This window comes from Streptosporangium sp. NPDC023825, from assembly GCF_040639575.1.
In the GTDB taxonomy this organism is placed as follows: Bacteria; Actinomycetota; Actinomycetes; order Streptosporangiales; family Streptosporangiaceae; genus Streptosporangium.
Genome location: NZ_JBFAAE010000049.1, coordinates 50,555 through 67,192, shown reverse-complemented (window position 1 = coordinate 67,192; position 16,638 = coordinate 50,555). Strand labels below are relative to the sequence as shown.

The 16,638-nt window shown below is 72.6% G+C and carries 12 protein-coding genes and 2 pseudogenes; 10 read left to right on the top strand and 4 right to left on the bottom strand.

The window, feature by feature from the left end:
- Positions 1-85 precede the first annotated feature (85 nt).
- From AB0G15_RS31820 to AB0G15_RS31810, 3 genes are read left to right on the top strand one after another with little or no spacing between them, the layout of a single operon-like run.
- The gene (locus AB0G15_RS31820) at positions 86-1,003 is read left to right on the top strand and encodes a sugar ABC transporter permease (protein ID WP_362697155.1); all 918 of its coding nucleotides are present in this window, start codon (positions 86-88) and stop codon (positions 1,001-1,003) included.
- 16 nt (positions 1,004-1,019) lie between these two features.
- Complete coding sequence (locus tag AB0G15_RS31815; RefSeq protein WP_362846854.1) at positions 1,020-2,000, top strand: carbohydrate ABC transporter permease; 981 nt, start codon at positions 1,020-1,022, stop codon at positions 1,998-2,000.
- A 40-nt stretch (positions 2,001-2,040) separates the two neighbouring features.
- A complete protein-coding gene (locus tag AB0G15_RS31810; protein WP_362846852.1) occupies positions 2,041-3,606 on the top strand; it encodes a glycoside hydrolase family 13 protein in 1,566 nt (521 codons plus the stop codon).
- A 120-nt stretch (positions 3,607-3,726) separates the two neighbouring features.
- On the opposite strand, the gene AB0G15_RS31805 is transcribed toward AB0G15_RS31810, so the two are convergent.
- Positions 3,727-4,749 (bottom strand): GTPase, encoded by a 1,023-nt coding sequence (locus AB0G15_RS31805; RefSeq protein ID WP_362846850.1) that lies wholly within the window; start codon positions 4,747-4,749, stop codon positions 3,727-3,729.
- Between the two features lie 139 nt (positions 4,750-4,888).
- Between AB0G15_RS31805 and AB0G15_RS31800 the strand changes: the two genes are divergently transcribed.
- The 5 genes and pseudogenes from AB0G15_RS31800 (at position 4,889) to chrA (ending at position 11,279) form a co-directional block, all read left to right on the top strand.
- Positions 4,889-8,410, top strand: a complete 3,522-nt coding sequence (locus AB0G15_RS31800; RefSeq protein WP_362846848.1) for an AAA family ATPase — start codon at positions 4,889-4,891, stop codon at positions 8,408-8,410.
- Entirely contained in the window at positions 8,407-8,649 is a 243-nt protein-coding gene (locus AB0G15_RS31795; RefSeq protein WP_362846846.1) for a substrate-binding domain-containing protein, read from the top strand. The genes AB0G15_RS31800 and AB0G15_RS31795 overlap by 4 nt, the downstream gene beginning before the upstream one ends.
- Positions 8,650-8,821: 172 nt before the next feature.
- Positions 8,822-9,457: a Chromate resistance protein ChrB gene (locus tag AB0G15_RS31790; RefSeq protein WP_362846844.1), complete on the top strand. Its 636-nt coding sequence runs from the start codon at positions 8,822-8,824 to the stop codon at positions 9,455-9,457.
- A pseudogene (locus AB0G15_RS31785) lies at positions 9,454-9,884 on the top strand (chromate resistance protein ChrB domain-containing protein). Before AB0G15_RS31790 ends, AB0G15_RS31785 begins: the two are co-directional and overlap by 4 nt.
- Positions 9,885-9,896: 12 nt before the next feature.
- Entirely contained in the window at positions 9,897-11,279 is a 1,383-nt protein-coding gene (chrA, locus tag AB0G15_RS31780; RefSeq protein WP_362846842.1) for a chromate efflux transporter, read from the top strand.
- A 17-nt stretch (positions 11,280-11,296) separates the two neighbouring features.
- Here chrA and AB0G15_RS31775 read toward each other — a convergent pair whose 3' ends face one another.
- Together AB0G15_RS31775 and AB0G15_RS31770 are read right to left on the bottom strand one after the other, a co-directional pair.
- The gene (locus AB0G15_RS31775) at positions 11,297-12,466 is read right to left on the bottom strand and encodes an MFS transporter (protein ID WP_362846840.1); all 1,170 of its coding nucleotides are present in this window, start codon (positions 12,464-12,466) and stop codon (positions 11,297-11,299) included.
- A 129-nt stretch (positions 12,467-12,595) separates the two neighbouring features.
- Complete coding sequence (locus tag AB0G15_RS31770) at positions 12,596-13,354, bottom strand: DeoR/GlpR family DNA-binding transcription regulator (protein ID WP_362846838.1); 759 nt, start codon at positions 13,352-13,354, stop codon at positions 12,596-12,598.
- Between the two features lie 57 nt (positions 13,355-13,411).
- Between AB0G15_RS31770 and AB0G15_RS31765 the strand changes: the two genes are divergently transcribed.
- Both AB0G15_RS31765 and AB0G15_RS31760 read left to right on the top strand, forming a co-directional pair.
- A complete protein-coding gene (locus AB0G15_RS31765; protein WP_362846836.1) occupies positions 13,412-14,401 on the top strand; it encodes a WYL domain-containing protein in 990 nt (329 codons plus the stop codon).
- A 217-nt stretch (positions 14,402-14,618) separates the two neighbouring features.
- Positions 14,619-15,359 (top strand): alpha/beta hydrolase, encoded by a 741-nt coding sequence (locus AB0G15_RS31760; RefSeq protein ID WP_362846834.1) that lies wholly within the window; start codon positions 14,619-14,621, stop codon positions 15,357-15,359.
- A 246-nt stretch (positions 15,360-15,605) separates the two neighbouring features.
- On the opposite strand, the pseudogene AB0G15_RS31755 reads toward AB0G15_RS31760, so the two are convergent.
- A pseudogene (locus tag AB0G15_RS31755) lies at positions 15,606-16,610 on the bottom strand (LLM class flavin-dependent oxidoreductase); the annotation flags it as partial.
- Between the last annotated feature and the right edge of the window lie 28 nt (positions 16,611-16,638).

Sequence of the window (16,638 nt, the reverse complement as noted above, 5' to 3'; positions counted from 1 at the left end):
CTATGTCCCGCTCCCTTTCTCCCCCCGGGGGGGCCGGCCCGTCGCCCGGCACCCCGGCACTCATGTCGATATCGGGAGTCAACCGATGACCACTATGACCGTGAAAGGTCCACGGCGGCGAAAGCCGGGAGCGTTCCGGCGAGGGCTGCAACGCAACCTGACCGCCTACGGGTTCCTGTGCGCGGCGCTGATCTGCTTCGCCTTCTTCTCCTGGTACCCCATGGTGAGGGAGGTCCTGCTCAGTTTCCAGCAGACGAACTTCGTCGACGACCCCACCTGGGTCGGCCTGGACAACTTCCGTACCGTGACCGAGGACTCGGCGTTCGCCCAGGCGTGGATCAACACCATCGCCTTCACCGGCCTGGCACTCGTGTTCGGCTACGTCGTCCCGTTCGTGGCGGCGATCGTCCTGAACGAGCTGCGGCACGCGCGGGCCTACCTGCGGTTCATCGTCTACCTCCCGGTGATGCTGCCGCCCGCCGTCGGGGTGCTGCTGTTCAAGTGGTTCTACGACCCGGGCGCCGGCCTGTTCAACCAGATCCTGGACCTGGCGCACCTGCCGGCCCTGAGCTGGCTCGACTCCACCGACACCGCGCTCATCTCCCTCGTCATCGTCTCCACCTGGATGAACCTGGGAACCGGCACGCTGATCTACCTCGCCGCGCTGCAGAGCATCCCCGGCGAGCTGTACGAGGCCGCGGAGCTGGACGGCGCCGGGCTCTTCAAGCGGGTCTGGCACGTGACGATCCCGCAGACCAGGCTCATCCTGCTGGTGATGCTGCTGCTGCAGATCGTGGCGACCATGCAGGTCTTCATCGAGCCGTACCTGCTCACCGGCGGCGGCCCGGAGAACGCGACGCTCACCGTCGCCTACCTCATGTACCAGTACGCCTTCAACTTCGGCGACTTCGGCGCCGGAGGCGCGCTCGGGCTGATGCTCATGGTCGTGCTGATGGTGTTCTCCGCCTTCTACCTGCGCCTGTCGCGGGACAACCAGAGCTAAGGAGGCAGCTGAGCCGATGTCGAACCTCACCGTTCAACCACCTCGCCCGGCTCCCGCCCCGCCGCCGGAGCGGGGCTCCGGGAAGAAGGCCCGGCGGCCGCGCAAGCCCAAGGAACCGGCCAGGGAGTTCCGGAGCCTGGTCTCCCCGCACACCCTCACCACCCCGCACGGGCGGTGGATCTACCGCGCCGTGCTGACCTTCGTGGTGCTCCTGTTCACCGCCGTGTTCGTGTTCCCCCTCTACTGGATGGTCACCGGCGCGCTCAAGACCCCCGAGGAGCTCGCCCAGATCCCGCCGAGCTTCTTCCCGACGTCGTTCGACTTCGGGGTGTACGCCGAGGCGTGGGACCAGCTGGACCTGGGGCTGTTCCTCACCAACACCGTCATCTACGCCGGCGGCGCCTGGCTGTTCACGCTCGCCGTCGACGTCTCGGCCGCCTACGCGCTGTCGAAGCTGCGGCCGGTGCTGGGCAACCTGGTCCTGGGCATGATGCTGGCCACGCTCATGATCCCGCCGATGGTCATCCTGCTGCCCGCCTACCTGACGGTCAAGGACATGCCGATCTTCGGCTGGGACCTGCTGAACACCCCGTGGGTGATCTGGCTTCCCGCCGCGGCCAACGGGTTCTTCATCTTCCTGCTCAAGCGTTTCTTCGACTCGATCCCCAGGGAACTGCTGGAGGCCGCCCAGATCGACGGCGCCTCTCCGGCGCGTATCCTCTGGTCGATCGTGCTGCCCGTCTCCCGGCCGATCCTCGGAGTGGTGTCCATCCTCTCCGTGGTCAACGTCTGGAAGGATTTCGTCTGGCCGCTGCTGGTGCTGCCGGACGGGGAGAAGATGACGATCAGCGTGGGCATCGCCTCGCTCTCGGCGCAGATGCCGCAGAACGTGCTGATCGCCTCGCTGGTGATCGCGAGCATCCCGACAATGATCGTCTTCTTCGTCTTCCAGCGCAGCATCATGGCCGGTCTCACCGCCGGCAGCCTCAAGGGCTGACCTCGTCACCCACCCACAACTACTAAGGAGTTGTTCCAGCATGTCCGAAACGTGGTGGCGGGGAGCCGCGATCTACCAGGTCTATCTCCGGAGCTTCGCCGACGGCAACGGCGACGGCATCGGCGACCTCGCGGGACTCCGCGCGCGCCTGCCGTACCTCTCCGACCTGGGCGTCGGCGCGATCTGGCTCAACCCCTGGTACCCGTCGCCGATGGCCGACGGTGGGTACGACGTGGCCGACTACCGTGACATCGAGCCGTCGTTCGGCACGCTCGCCGAGGCGGAGGAGTTCATCGCCGAGGCGCACGCCCTGGGCATCAAGACGATCACCGACATCGTCCCCAACCACGGCTCCGACCGGCAGAAGTGGTTCCTGCAGGCGCTGGAGGCCGGGCCGGGCTCCGCCGAGCGGGAGCGCTTCCACTTCCGCGCGGGTCGGGGGGAGAGCGGCGAGCTGCCGCCCAACGACTGGCAGTCGATCTTCGGTGGCCCCGCGTGGACCCGGATCGCCGACGGCGAGTGGTACCTGCACCTGTTCGCCCCCGAGCAGCCCGACTTCAACTGGGACAACCCGGAGGTCGTCGAGGAGTTCCACGACGTGCTGCGGTTCTGGTTCGACCGGGGGGTGGACGGCATCCGGATCGACTCGGCCGCCCTGCTGGTCAAGGACATGGACAGCCTGGGAGGCGAGGAGGCCTACACCGACCTCGACGGCGTCCACGAGATCTACCGCGGCTGGCGCAGGGTGGCCGAGGAGTACGACGACAGGATCCTGATCGGCGAGGTGTGGCTGCCCGACCAGGAGCGGTTCGCCCAGTACCTGCGCCCCGACGAGATGCACACCGCGTTCAACTTCGACTTCCTGGCGTGCACCTGGGACGCGGCCGCGCTGCGCGGGTCGATCGACCTGACCCTGGCCACGCACACCCCGCTGGGCGCTCCCCCCACCTGGGTGCTGTCCAACCACGACGTGACCCGCCCGGTGACCAAGTACGGCAGGGCCGACACCTCCTTCAGCCACGCCGACCGCAAGCACGGCATGCCCTCCGACCCTGTGCTGGGCGAGCGCAGGGCGCGCGCGGCCGCGCTGCTGGCGATGGCGCTGCCCGGCGGCCTCTACGTCTACCAGGGCGAGGAGCTGGGGCTGCCGGAGGTCGAGGACATCCCCGACGACCTGCGCCAGGACCCGATCTGGATCCGCTCGGGCCGCACCGACCGCGGCCGCGACGGCTGCCGGGTGCCGCTGCCGTGGTCGGGTGACGAGCCGCCGTTCGGGTTCGGCGCCGGGCCGACGTGGCTGCCGCAGCCGCTGGAGTGGAAGGCGCTGACGGCCGAGGCGCAGGCCGCCAACCCCACGTCCATGTTCACCCTCTACCGCACCGGGCTGCACCTGCGCCGCGAGCTGCTCGGCGACGGCACGCTGACCTGGCTGGACGCCCAGGACGGGGTGCTGGCCTTCCGCCGGGAGTCGGGTCTGGTCTGCGTGGTCAACCTCGGCCGGGAGCCGGTCTCCCTGCCCGAGCACGAGTCGGTCCTGCTGGCCAGCGGCCCGCTGGAGGGGGACCTGCTCCCCTCCGACACCGCCGTCTGGCTCCGTACGGCCTGACCCCCCGCCCCTCGGGACTCCCGACCCGGGGCCGCCGGTGCCCCGGCGGCCCCGGGCGCCCCCGACCGGCCGGACCCCGTCCGGCCGGTTCCCACGGCCTCTCACCTCTCCGCGAAGTCCTCAAAGGGGGATCTCGGTGAGGTCGAACGCCTTGGCGCCGCGTTCGCCGTCCCAGATCATCAGGTTGCCGTAGGTGCGCGCCGTGGCCACCGGCACGCCGCCGAGGTCGTCCACGTCCTGGAGAAGGCGCCGGAAACGGAAGACGGCCGTGGGGCCGAGCCTGTTCACGACGCCGGTCATCAGCCGCGTGAGGTTGAACCTGAACAGCGCCGAGCAGGGCAGCACGCGATGGTTGTCGCGCAGGCGGGAGAAAACCTCCCGGTGCGCCGGATGACGCTCCGAGTACTCGTCGCACACCTGTTGTGAGAAATGGCCGCGGTAGTGGACACCGCGCCGGTCGAAGCCGAGCCTTTCGTCGGAGACGGTGAACTCCCCGGTGCCGTAGGTGCTCGTGAGAAGGATGTCCGCGCGGGGTTCGAGAAAGACGCTCTCGTAGTAGGCGGCCTTTTCCTCCAAACGGCGCCGGAGCGCCCCGCCGGGGGCGAAGGTGCCCCGATCCCCCCGCATGTCGAAGATCCACGGGGGCGGGGTCAGGGTGTCCGCCTTGGTGAGGAGGAAGGTCAGCTTGCTCATGATGAGCCGCCGCGTCTCGACCGCGACACCGTCGAGCAGCCCGCTCAGGCACTGCTCGTCGTAGGCGGTGGAGCGGCTGTCGGCGTGGAAGGCCCAGATGACGACGTCACACTGGATCAGCCTCTCCAGGTACATGGCCAGGTAGGTCTCGTCGGCGACGGCGGACTCCCCGATCCCCGGCATGTCCCAGAAGGTCAGCATGTGGCCCGAGGCGCCGGGTACCGAGACCGGCTCCGGTCTCCGGGTGACCGGCCGGACGTGACCGACGGCGAGATCGGTGCCGAACAGGCAGTTCAGGAGCGACGTCTTACCTACTCCTGTTTGTCCCATTATTGCCACACTTAGTGGTTTATCTGATTCAGCACTTCTCTCGCGCCGGACATTCTCCCTGGCCTTTCTCTGCGGGCCGTCGCCCGGCGGGCCGATGGAAAAATCCTCGATCTTGGCCATGCGCTCGTCTCCTGTGACATCGTTGTCGAGCGCTTCGAGCTGCTTTCCACGCTCGTCCCCACGATGGGGCCGACGACCTTGCGACGACCTTGCAGCCGGAGCCGTCGCCGGAAAAAACACGAATCGATCCTCCCGGGCGGTGGACGTGGCGAGCTTCGAGATCAGGTTGTTCGGTGCGGTGGACATCGTGATCGACGGGGTGCCGCAGGAGATCAACCCGCAGCTGGCGAAGACACTGGCGATGCTGGTCTCCGCCCGCGGCCCGATCTCCCCGGCCGCCCTGGCCGCCGGGCTGTCGGAGCCCTCCTCCGGCAGGCACGTGGAGGTGGCGCCGCCGGTCTCGCGGCTGCGCGGGCTGCTGCGCGGCAGCGGGCTGGACATCCCGCGGGCCAGGCGCTCGCACGTCTACGAGCTGGTCGAGGACGCGCCGGGCCGCCTCGCCGCCGTCGTCGACACGCGGAGGTTCGAGGCGTACCTGCGCGACGGGCGGACGCTGCTGGAGCGGGGCGACCTCGCCGCGTCCCTGCGGACGCTGCGCGAGGCCCTCGGGGAGTGGTCCGGCGACCCGTTCGCGTCGCTGGCGGGCGGGTGGATCCCGCCCAGGGTCTGCGAGAGCTACCACGCCGGGCTGCGGGAGCGGCGCCGGGAGCTGATCAGGCTCGCCGCCCGCGTCGCCATCCGGCTCGACCTGCTGGGCGACGCGGCGTTCCTCGCCGGAGAGGTCGCCGCCGAAGGGCAGGAGGACAGCGGACCGCTGTGGCTGCTGCGCTTCCTCATCACCCTGCGCGACGAGGGGGCGGTCACCGCGAGGGAGCTGATCGAGCGGCGCCGCGCGATCTCCCCGGGGGACGACGCGGTGAGCCGGGCGCAGGACCTGCTGGCCCTGCGCGGGCACGGCCTCGGCCGCCCGCCGTCGCCGCCCGCCGCCCGCGCCTGCGGGCACGCCTACGGTCACGGCGGCCCGCGGTCCCTGATCGGCCGCAGGGACGAGATCCTCCGGCTCTCCGCGCTGGCCGGGCGGCTCGAACGCGGCGAGCCGGTGGCCCTGGCCGTCTGCGGAGTCCCCGGGGTCGGCAAGACCAGGTTGGTGGAGGAGCTGGCCGTGCTCCTGCCCCCCAGGGTGCGCATGGTGACCGTCCCGTGCCAGGAGCTCGGCGACCTGCAGCCGTGGCGGGTGCTGGTCGGGACCCTCTGGGAGGACCTGCGGCGCGACCTGGCCGGCCCGGCCGTCCCGATAGGCGCCGAGGAGCGCGAGACGCTGGAGGGCCTGATGTCGGCGGGCCTGTTCGTCTCGCTCGGCGGGCCCGGCCACGAACGCGACCCGCGGCGGCTGGTCGCCCTCCTGGTCTCCCTGCTGCGCCTGACCGCCGGCGCCGGTCTCCTGGTCGTCTTCGACGACGCCCACCTGCTGCGCTCCGACGCCGAGGAACTGCTGCACAACGTGCGGGAGGCCCTCGGGGAGGCCCCGGTCGGCTTCGTGCTCACCGACCGCTCCGAGCCGTCGCGCCGGCGGGGACGGATGGACGTGCTGGCCCTGTCCCGGCTGGGGGCCGAGGAGGTGGCGGAGTGGCTGGGCGCGGCGTGGGGACGCGAACCGACACGCGCCGAGACCGGCAGGGCCGTGGACGAGACCGGAGGGCTGCCGCTGGACCTGTGCCGGATCACCGAGGCCGGTGACCTTCCCCGCGACCGCCCGCGGCACGACACCGCCTCCAGCCCGATGTTCCGCTGGCTCGCCGCGGCGGCCGTCACCGCCCTGGGCCGGGAGATCGACCCCGAGCTCGTCGCGGGCATGCTGGACCTCGACACCCGGGAGGCGAACCGCAGGCGCGCGGTGGCCGTGACGGCCGGAACGGTCGTCGACCACCAGGGGCTGCGCTTCGGCCACGACACGGCCAGGGAGAGCCTGCTCCAGGAGCTGAGGCGCCATCCGGAACTGGCCATGGAGCTGCACCGCCGGGCGTTCGAGATCCTGGACGAGCGGATGGCGCGGACGGGCGGGGACGGCTGGATCGACCCGGCGCTGCCGGTGCGCGTCGCCGAACACGCCCGCTCCTCGGGCAGCGGGTTGTCCCAGGAACGTGTCGCCGCGGCCTGCCTGGGAGCCGCGCGGGCGCAGCAGCGCGGCTTCGCCACCGAGGGGGCGATCACGTGGGCGCTGGCCGGGCTGGAGCTGCGGTGCGACGCCGAGACCCGGGTGAGCCTGCTGATCACGCTGGGGGACGCGCGCAACGACGCCGGTGACCTGGAGGAGGCCGAGCGTCTGTACCTGCGGGCCCACCGCGACGGCGAGAGCCTGCCGAGGCTCGCGGCGGTGGCGGCGATCAGGCTGGCGCGCCGCTGGTCGGACCCCGGACAGGCCGACCGGCAGCTGCTGCACGTGCTGAGCGGCAGCCTGGAGGCGCTCCGCGACGACACCGGCGAGGAGGCGGTCCCGCTGCGGCTGCAGCTGCGGGCGCATCTCGCCCACAAGCTGACGATGGCGGTCAGCGACAGCCTCGACCCCACGTACGCCGGCCTGCGGCCCGGGGTGGAACTGGCCCGCGCGACGCTGCGCGAGCTGGAGGAGTCCGGGGCCGGGCCGCTCATCCGCTGCGAGGTGCTGAACGAGTGCAGATGGGGCCTGTACGACTTCGCGCACCCGAAGGAGCTGCTGGGCATCGCCGAGCGGCTCCAGGAGGCGAGCATCCAGGCGGCGTCCGCGCACTTTCGCAGCGAGGCCATGGTCGCCCTCACGATCGACCAGCTGCGGCTGGGCCGCCTGAGAGAGGCCGCCGCCACCGTGGCCGGTCACCGCAGGCACGTCGCGCGCAACCACCGGGTGTTCGGCCCCTGGCTGCAGACCACCCTCGACACGCTGATGGACGTGTGGCACGGGGAGTTCGGCCGCGCCGAGGAGCGCGTCCTGGCCGAGTGGAAGCAGCTCGAGGAGGGTGAGGGCGGGGGAGCGGCCGCCGACACCCTGCGGCAGACGCTGATCGGGCAGCACTACTGGCTGCTGCGCGAGCAGGGAAGGCTGGGGGAGCTCTTCGGCTCCGGGCTCGCCAGGCAGGTGGTGGAGTACGAGTACTTCCCGATCTGGCGCGCGGCGCTCATCCTGGCGCTCTGCGAGATCGGCGGGCACGAGGACGCGAGGGACCGGTTGAGGGCGTTCTTCCGCGAGACCTCCGATCTCGGCGCGCTGCCGCCCGACGGGTGGTCGGTTCCGACGCTGGCTCTGCTGGCCGAGTCGTGCGCGCTTCTCCTCGAGGCCGGCCACGGCGATCCCGAGCTGTCGCGGTGCGGCGCCCTCGTGCGAGAGCGGTTGTCGGCCCATCGGGGGCAGATCGCGCTCGCCGGGTGGCCCACGATCCTGCTGGGGCCGACGGATCGCTATCTCGGGCTGCTCGCGCTGGCCGAGGGGGACGCCGAGGAGGCGCTGCGGTGCTTCGACGAGGCGCTCCCGCTCGCCGGCGCCGCCTCACCGCTGATCGCGCACCTCCACCTCGACCGTGCCAGGGCGCTGCGCCTGCGAGAGGGCGCAGGCGCCTCGGGGAACGTCTCCGAAGACTCCCGCGGAGGCTCCGAAGGGGATCCCGCCCGCCTGCTCCGCCGCGCGCTGCGCCTGGCCGAGCGTCTGGGCATGGCCGGGGTCGCCGCCCGGGCCCTGTCGCTGCTGTGACCTCCTACGACTCGGGATCGCGTGCGAGCACCGTCGGCCTCGCCGTCCCCGGCGACCTGGCGGTGGTCGGCCTCGACGACAGCGACCTGGCCGACGCCCTTGATCTCACCACCGTGCGCCGGCCCCTGGAGGAGTCCGGGCACGCCGCGATGGAACTGCTCATCCAACGGCTCGACCGGCCCGCGACCGCCCGCGAGGTGGCGCTGCGGCTGCGACTGGTCCCGCGCGGCACGAGCTGACCCGGGCCCCGTCCGGCCGCCGGAGGGCCCGCCACACCCTCAAGATCATTTCTTGGCGTGCGGTCTCGTTCCGATGCCCCTCGCGAGCCGCGTTGTTGGCGGTACGTCTCCACCGGGCGAGCATCTCGCCGGATGCTCTTCCCCTGGGACTGTAACCACGGCTACTGTAACCGTGGTTACCGATCTCGAGGAGTGCTTCGTGGAGCACGAACCCCCGGCCCCCCCGGCCCCCCCGGCCCCGGCGGGGCGATGGGTGCTGCTGGCCTACCGGATCCCGCGCGAACCCTCGGCACCGCGCATCGCCGTCTGGCGCAAGCTGGACCGGCTGGGGGTGGCCCGGCTGGGCGACGGCCTGGTGGCGCTGCCCGCCGACGCGCGCACCCGTGAGCAGCTCGAATGGATCGCCGAGGAGATCGGCGCCGCGGACGGCACCGCCATGGTCTGGCTGGCCACCCCGGCCGGTACCGCCCAGGAGCGGGCGATCGCCGAGCAGATGCAGGCGGCTCGCCGCGCCGAGTACCTGGCGGTCGTCGCCGCGGCCCGCGCCGCCGAGAACGCCGGAGCGGGGGAGCGCTCGCGGGTGGCGGGCCGGCTGCGCGCGGAGCTACGCCGCATCGGCCGCCGCGACTTCTTCGCCCCCGCCGAACGCGAGCCGGCCCACCGGGCGGTCCGCGCCCTGACCGCGCCCGAGCAGGTGCCCGCCCGCCGCGGTGACGACCGGGAGGCAGGGGAGGCCGGTGACGGCCCGGCGGCCGGCGGGGCGCGAGACGCCGGGACGACGCCGGCACCGAAGGCGGGCCCGCGATGAGGTGGGCGACCCGGGCGGGGGTGCACATCGACCGGGCGGCGTGCGCCTGGCTGATCCGCCGCCACCTCGACGCCGAGGCGCGCTTCGTGTTCGTCGACGACCGGCCCAGGTGCCGGCCGACGCGACCCCGTTCGACATGCGCGGCGCCAGGCTGTCCCACCACGGCGCCGACTGCAGTTTCGAGACGATCCTGCGCACCTACGAGCTGACCGACCCGGTGCTGTGGAAGGTCGCCGAGATCGTGCACGAGGCCGACGTCGACGACGAGCGCTACGACGCCCCCGAGGCCCCGGGCCTGGACGTCGGCCTGCGCGGGCTGTCGATGACCTGCGACGACGAGCGCGTCCTGGAACTGACCGGCCCGCTGTTCGACGGACTGTACGAGTACTACCGGCGGGCCTTCCTGCTCGGCCGCCCACCCGCCTGAACCGGAGAACCCATGACAGACTCCCAGACGCGGGCCACGGACTCCGGGACCCCCGGCGACGTGATCCCGTTCCGCCAGGCGGTGCGCGCCTGGTTCGGCATCTCCCTGCAGACCTTCGGCGGCCCGGCCGGGCAGATCGCGGTCATGCAGCGCACCCTGGTGGAGGAGAAACGCTGGATCGGCCAGCAGCGCTTCAACCACGCCCTCAACTACTGCATGCTGCTGCCCGGTCCCGAGGCCCAGCAACTGGCCATCTACGTCGGCTGGCTGCTGAACGGCACCCGCGGCGGCCTGGTGGCCGGCACCCTGTTCGTCCTGCCCGGCATGCTCGCGCTGCTGGCCCTGTCGGCCGTCTACGTCATCTGGCAGGACACCTCCGTGGTGACCGCCCTGTTCGCCGGGATCGCGCCGGCCGTGCTGGCCATCGTGGCCCAGGCCGTCATCCGGGTCGCCAGGCGCTCGCTGACCCACCCGCTCTTCGTCGCCATCGCGGTGGCCGCCTTCGCCGCGCTCGCCCTGTTCGCGGTTCCCTTCCCCGTCGTGGTCGCCGTGGCCGCGCTCATCGGCTGGGTGGTGTACAGGCTCAGGCCCGCCCTGGTGAAGAAGGGCGGTGGCGGGCACGGGGCCGGCGAAGGGCCCGCGCCGCTGATCTCCGATGACGCCCTGCACCACGCCACCCCCAGCTGGCGTTCGGCGGCCAGGATCCTGGCCGCCGGCCTGGTCGCCTGGTGGCTGCCGGTGGCCGCCGTCGCGGTGTTCACCGGCACCGGCAGCGTCTTCACCACCCAGGGGTTGTTCTTCTCCGGCACCGCCCTGGTCACCTTCGGCGGTGCCTACGCGGTGCTGGCCTTCGTCGCCCAGCAGGCCGTCCAGACCTACGCCTGGCTCACCCCCGGTGAGATGGTGCGCGGCCTGGCGCTGGCCGAGTCGACCCCCGGACCGCTCATCATGGTCGTGCAGTTCGTCGCCTTCCTGGGCGCCTTCCGCGATCCCGGCATGCTCGACCCCTGGGCGGGCGCGCTGCTGGGCGCCCTGCTGACCACCTGGGTCACCTTCGTGCCCTGCTTCCTGTTCATCTTCCTGGGCGCCCCCCACATCGAGCGGCTGCGCCACAACGCCGCGATCGGCGCCGCCCTGACCGGCATCACCGCCGCGGTCGTCGGCGTCATCGCCAACCTGGCCCTGTACTTCGCCCAGCACACCCTGTTCGCGGTCACCCGCGTCCACACCTGGGGGCCGCTGCACGTTCAGCTTCCCGAAGTCGCCACCGTCAACGTCGTGGCGCTGGTCATCACCGCCGCGGCCCTGGTGATGACGTTCGCGCTGCGCTGGCCGATGCTGCGCATCCTGGGCGTCTGCGCGGCCCTGGGCATCGTCTCCCTCCTGCTGCCCTGAGATCGCGATCTATTGATCTACTTTGTAAAGGGCGGGGTCCTGAGCGCGCCGGCCGCCAGGGCGACGAAAAAGGCCAACAGGGCGGGGACGGCCAGCGCGCGGGGCAGGCCGATCAGCTCGGCGGCACCACCGATCAGCACGGGCCCGCTGAGGAATCCCACGTAGCCCAGGCTCGCCACCCGGGCCAGCGCCTTCCCGGCCCGGGCCGGGTCGCGCCGGCCGGCCACGGAGAAGACCTGTGGGACGATGCAGGACAGTCCGGCTCCGAAGCAGCCGAAACCGATCACCGCGGCGATCTGGTGGTCGGCGAGCAGGCCCAGGCCGAGTCCGCAGGCGGCCAGCGCCCCGCACGCGCGCACCAGGTTGACCGGCCCCAGCAGGGTGGCCAGCCTGTCGCCGGCGAGGCGGCCCGCGGTCATCATGATCGAGAAGGCGGCGTAGGCGGCGGCGGCGAACCCGTCGGAGCTGTTGAGGCTCTCGCTCAGGTAGACCGAGCTCCAGTCGGCCGCGGCCCCTTCGCCGATCATGCAGCAGAAGGCCAGGACGCCCAGCAGCAGCACCCCGCCGCCCCCGCCGGTCGCCGGCCCGGTCCCGGCGGGGGCGGCGTGCGCGGTCAGGGACAGCGCCCAGCGGGCGGCCCAGAGCGCGAGCGCGACGATCACGGCGGCGACCGCGGTGAACGTCGCCCCCGGGCCGAGCGCGGCCTGGGCGAGCAGCCCTCCGGTGGCGGCGCCGAGGAAGCCGCCGATGCTGAACACGGCGTGGAAGGACGACATGATCGGGCGGCCGGTGGCCTGCTCGATCTCGACGGCGTTGGCGTTCATCGCCACGTCCAGCGTGCCGTGCACCGCCCCGAAGGCGAACAGCGCGACGGCCAGGCCGGCCAGGTTCGGCATGAGGGCGGGCAGGATCAGCACGAGGCCCTGGGCGAAGGCCATCGGCAGCATCACCTTGACGCTGCCGTGGCGGTCGACCAGGCGGCCGACCACCTGCATGCCGGCGATCGCCCCGGCGGCGATGCCGAGCAGCCCGAGGCTGAGCTCGCCCTCGCTCAGCCCCAGCCCCTGTTTGATCGACGGGATGCGTGCCGTCCAGGTGCCGATGGCCATGCCCGAGAGCAGGAAGAGCAGGTAGACCGCCACCCGGCCGCGTAGCAGCGCGGCCCGGTCGAGGGTGGTGACGTGCATGGGGGAGGACTCCAGTCAGGGGGTGCGGAAGTCGGAGGGCGCGGATCGGGGAGGGCGGGCGAGCCCTGCGCGTCCGGCATGGTCGCCGGGTGCGGATTCCGCCCGGACGCCGCGCCCGGGTGGTGTGGCTCAGACGGTGCGGACGGCGACGCCTGCCGCGATCATGGCGTCGTGCTCGGCGGGGGGCAGTGCGGTGTCGGTGACGACCATGTCGAGGCGGTCCAGCGGGCAGACCGCGCCGAACGCGGTACGGGTGAACTTGCCGGAGTCGGTGGCCACGATCACGCGCCGGGCGGAGGCGATCGCCGCCTGTTTGACGGCGACCTCGGAGAGGTCGTGGGAGGTGAGGCCGTGCTCGGCGGACAGGCCGCAGCAGCCGATGACCGCGGTGTCGAAGCGCAGGGACCGGATGGCGCTCTCGGTCAGCGGGCCGGTGAAGCTCAGCTCGCCGGGGCGGACCTCGCCCCCGGGGAGCACCAGGCGGATCCGGGGTGCCGTGCTGAGCTCGGTGGCCGACTGCAGGCAGAGCGGCAGGACCGTCAGGCGGCGGTCGCGGATCACGCGCGCGATCTCCAGGGAGGTGGTGCCGCTGTCGAGCAGCACGGCCTCCCCGTCGGCGAGCAGGGCCGCGACCTCGGCGGCGATCCGCCGCTTGGCCTCCACAGCCTCGCGCTCGCGCACCCCGAAGGGGGGCTCGTCCCCGCGCAGCAGCAGGCTCACCGCGCCGCCCCTGACCCGCCTGACCACGCCCTGCTGGGCGAGCTCGTCGAGGTCGCGGCGGATGGTCATCTCCGACACGGCGTGCTCGACGGCCAGCTCCGCGACCGAGACCACGTCGCTGGTCTGCAGCGCCGACATGATCGCGCGAATCCGATTGTTGCTCTCCATGTGTTCATTTGAACATGGTGTGTGTGAGATTGGCAAACGTGCGGGACAATGGCCGTCATGCGCGCGAGTCGTCTGCTTTCACTCCTGCTGCTCCTGCAGACCCGGGGGCGGATGACGGCCACCGAGCTGGCCGGGGAGCTGGAGGTCTCCGTCCGCACGGTCTACCGCGACGTGGAGGCGCTGGCGTCGGCCGGGGTGCCGGTCTACGCCGACCGCGGCCCCGCCGGCGGATACCGCCTGCTGGACGGCTACCGCACCCGGCTCAACGGCCTGACCGCCGCGGAGGCGTCCTCGCTGTTCCTGGCCGGGCTGCCCGGTCCGGCCGCCGACCTGGGACTGGCCGAGGTCGCGGCCAACGCCGAGCTGAAGATGCTCGCCGCGCTTCCTCCCGAGCCGCGCTTCCACGCCGCCCGGATGCGCGAGCGCTTCCACCTGGACGTCCCCGGCTGGTACCGCGACGCCGACCCGGCCCCCTTCCTCGGGGAGGTCGCCGAAGCGGTGTGGGAGCAACGGCCGCTGCGGATGACCTACCGGCGCTGGGGCCCCCGCGACGTCGAGCGGCTGGCCCACCCGTACGGGCTGGTCCTCAAGGGCGGGGAGTGGTACATGGTGGCGGTCGCCGGCGAGGGAGGGCCGCGCACCTACCGGGTGTCGCGGATCGTGAGCGCCGAGCTCGCGCCGGGGCACTTCGAGCGTCCCGCCGACTTCGACCTGCCCGCCTTCTGGCGGGAGTACGCCGCCGGCTTCCGCGAGCGGATGTACACCGGAGAGGCCGTGGTGCGCATGGCGCCCGGCGTCGAGGGGATGCTGAGTTACACGGTGGGCGCGGAGGTCGCCGAGGCCGCGCTCGCCGCGGCGGGGCCGCCCGACGAGCACGGCTGGGTCGTGCTGCGCCTGCCGACCGAGTCCACCAGGTACGCCCAATGGCAGCTGCTGCGCCTGGGCGCCGACATCGAGGTGCTGGAGCCACCCGAGCTGCGCGAGCAGATGGCCGCCACCGTCGCCGGCCTCGCCGCGCTGTACGTCACGGGCCCGGGCTCCGGCTGAGACCGGCCCGCCTCGCGTGCTCCCGCGCCCGGTGGGCGCGGGCCGCGTCCGTGGTCGATCGATCTGAGACCGGCTGAGATCGGCCCGCCTCGCGTGCTCCCGCGTCCGGTGGCGCGGGCCGCGTCCGTGGTCGATCGATTGCGGACACCGGGAGCGGCCGCGACGATGGCGGGATGTTCCTTCTCGCTTCTGGCGATTCTCGTTCTCCGGCGGTCCGATGACACTCGCTTACGACGACGGGGGAGTGGGCGACCCCGTGGTGTTGCTGCACTCCAGTGCCGCCGACTCGCGGATGTGGGACCCGCAGTGGGAGGCGCTGACCGCCCGCTTCCGGGTGATCCGGCCGGACCTGCGAGGTCACGGCCGCACACCGTACGCCGCCGAGACCCCCTACTCCGACTCCGGTGACGTGGCGGACCTGCTCGCCGCGCTCGCGGTGGAGAGGGCCGCGCTGGTCGGCTCCTCCTACGGGGGCCGGGTCGCACTGGAGGTGGCCACCGCCCATCCGGCCCTGGTCCGGCTGGTGCTGCTCAATCCGGGCTGCGGGCTGGAGCCCACGCCCGACCTCGCCGCGTTCGGCGAGGAGGAGGACCGGCTGCTGGAGGCGGGGGAGGTCGAGGCCGCCGTCGAGCTCAATGCCCGTACCTGGCTCGGCCCCGAGGCCGGCGGGGAGACCCGCGCCCGGCAGGCGGCCATGCAGCGCCACGCCTTCGAGGTCCAGCTCGCCGCCGACCCCGAGCCGTCACAGCTGGAGGGGGAGATCGACCTGGCCAGGGTGACCATGCCCACGCTGGTGGTCAGCGGCGCCCACGACCTGCCCTACTTCCAGATGACGGCCCGCCATCTGGCCCGGGAGCTGACCTCGGTGACGGCGGTGCACCTGGAGTGGGCCGGGCACCTGCCGGGCATGGAGCGGCCGGAGGAGATCACCGCGCTGATCCTCGAACACCTCACCTGATCCGCGCCGCGGGGCGGACCTCCCCTCCGGTCTCCCGGCGTCCCGGGTAGGGCCGCCGTCTCACGGCCGGCGACGCGCCGGCCGGGGCCCGCTCCCGGCCGGCGCGGTCGAGCCGGACCGTTCGGCACGGCCGGGCAAGTGCGGGAGATCGGCGCCGACTTCCCCTCCCTCGTCAACGAGGGGGATTCCCGCGGTCGCCCGTGCGGATCCGCCGGTCGCCCGCCAGAAGGAGGAGGGGAGCGTCGCTCAGCTCGTCGCGGTGGACGCGAACGGGATCGAGGCCGGCTCGTGCGCGGCCGCCGCGGCGGGGTGTTCCCACAGCCCGCGCCCGCGCAGGATCGGCAGCACTCCCTCGCCGAACCAGTACGCCTCCTCCACGTGCGGGTGGCCGGACATGACGAACTCGGTGATGCCCAGGCGGGCGTACTCCTCGATCCGGTCGGCCACCTCGGTGTGGCTGCCGACCAGCGCGGTGCCCGCGCCGCCGCGGACCAGCCCGACCCCGGCCCACAGGTTGGGAGAGATCTCCAGCCCGTCGCGGCTGCCGCCGTGCAGGGCGAGCATCCGCTTCTGGCCCTCGGACTCGCTGCGGGCCAGGCCCGCCTGCACCTTCTCGACCGTGGCCGGGTCGATGCCGTCGAGCAGCCTGCGGGCCTGTGCCCACGCCTCCTCGGAGGTGTCCCTGCTGATCACGTGCAGCCGGATGCCCTGCCGCAGCGTGCGTTTTTCGGCCGCGGCCAGGCCGTTCACCCAGGTGATCTTCTTGGCGACCGCGGCGGGTGGCTCGCCCCAGGTGAGGTACACGTCCACGTGCCGGGCCGCGACCCGGCCGGCGGCCGGGGAGGATCCGCCGAAGTAGATGTCCGGCACCGGGTCGGGTACCCGGTTCAGTCTCGCGTCCTCGACCCGCAGGTGCTCCCCGGTGAAGTCGACGCTCTCGCCGCGCCACAGCGCCCGCACGATGTGCAGGAACTCGTCGGTCCGCGCGTATCTCGCGTCCTTGTCCAGGAAGTCGCCGTACGCGCGCTGCTCGTGGCTCTCGCCGCCGGTGACGACGTTGAGCAGCAGGCGCCCGCCCGAGTGCCGCTGGAAGGTGGCGCCCATCTGCGCGGCCAGGGTCGGGGTGACCAGGCCGGGCCGGAAGGCGACCAGGAACTTCAGCCGTTCGGTGGTCTCGGTGAGCATGGCCGTGGTCAGCCAGGCGTCCTCGCACCACGCGCCGGTCGGCGTCAGCGCGCCGACGAAGCCGAGGTCGGGGTCCGCAGGGGCGGGGCGTCCG

What these genes read in the sequence shown, in the direction of transcription:
- AB0G15_RS31820 (WP_362697155.1), top strand. Translation starts at nt 86, where the DNA reads ATGACCACTATGACCGTGAAAGGTCCACGGCGGCGAAAGCCGGGAGCG.
- AB0G15_RS31815 (WP_362846854.1), top strand. Translation starts at nt 1,020, where the DNA reads ATGTCGAACCTCACCGTTCAACCACCTCGCCCGGCTCCCGCCCCGCCG.
- AB0G15_RS31810 (WP_362846852.1), top strand. Translation starts at nt 2,041, where the DNA reads ATGTCCGAAACGTGGTGGCGGGGAGCCGCGATCTACCAGGTCTATCTC.
- AB0G15_RS31805 (WP_362846850.1), bottom strand. Translation starts at nt 4,749, where the DNA reads ATGGCCAAGATCGAGGATTTTTCCATCGGCCCGCCGGGCGACGGCCCG.
- chrA (WP_362846842.1), top strand. Translation starts at nt 9,897, where the DNA reads ATGACAGACTCCCAGACGCGGGCCACGGACTCCGGGACCCCCGGCGAC.
- AB0G15_RS31775 (WP_362846840.1), bottom strand. Translation starts at nt 12,466, where the DNA reads ATGCACGTCACCACCCTCGACCGGGCCGCGCTGCTACGCGGCCGGGTG.
- AB0G15_RS31770 (WP_362846838.1), bottom strand. Translation starts at nt 13,354, where the DNA reads ATGGAGAGCAACAATCGGATTCGCGCGATCATGTCGGCGCTGCAGACC.
- AB0G15_RS31765 (WP_362846836.1), top strand. Translation starts at nt 13,412, where the DNA reads ATGCGCGCGAGTCGTCTGCTTTCACTCCTGCTGCTCCTGCAGACCCGG.
- AB0G15_RS31760 (WP_362846834.1), top strand. Translation starts at nt 14,619, where the DNA reads ATGACACTCGCTTACGACGACGGGGGAGTGGGCGACCCCGTGGTGTTG.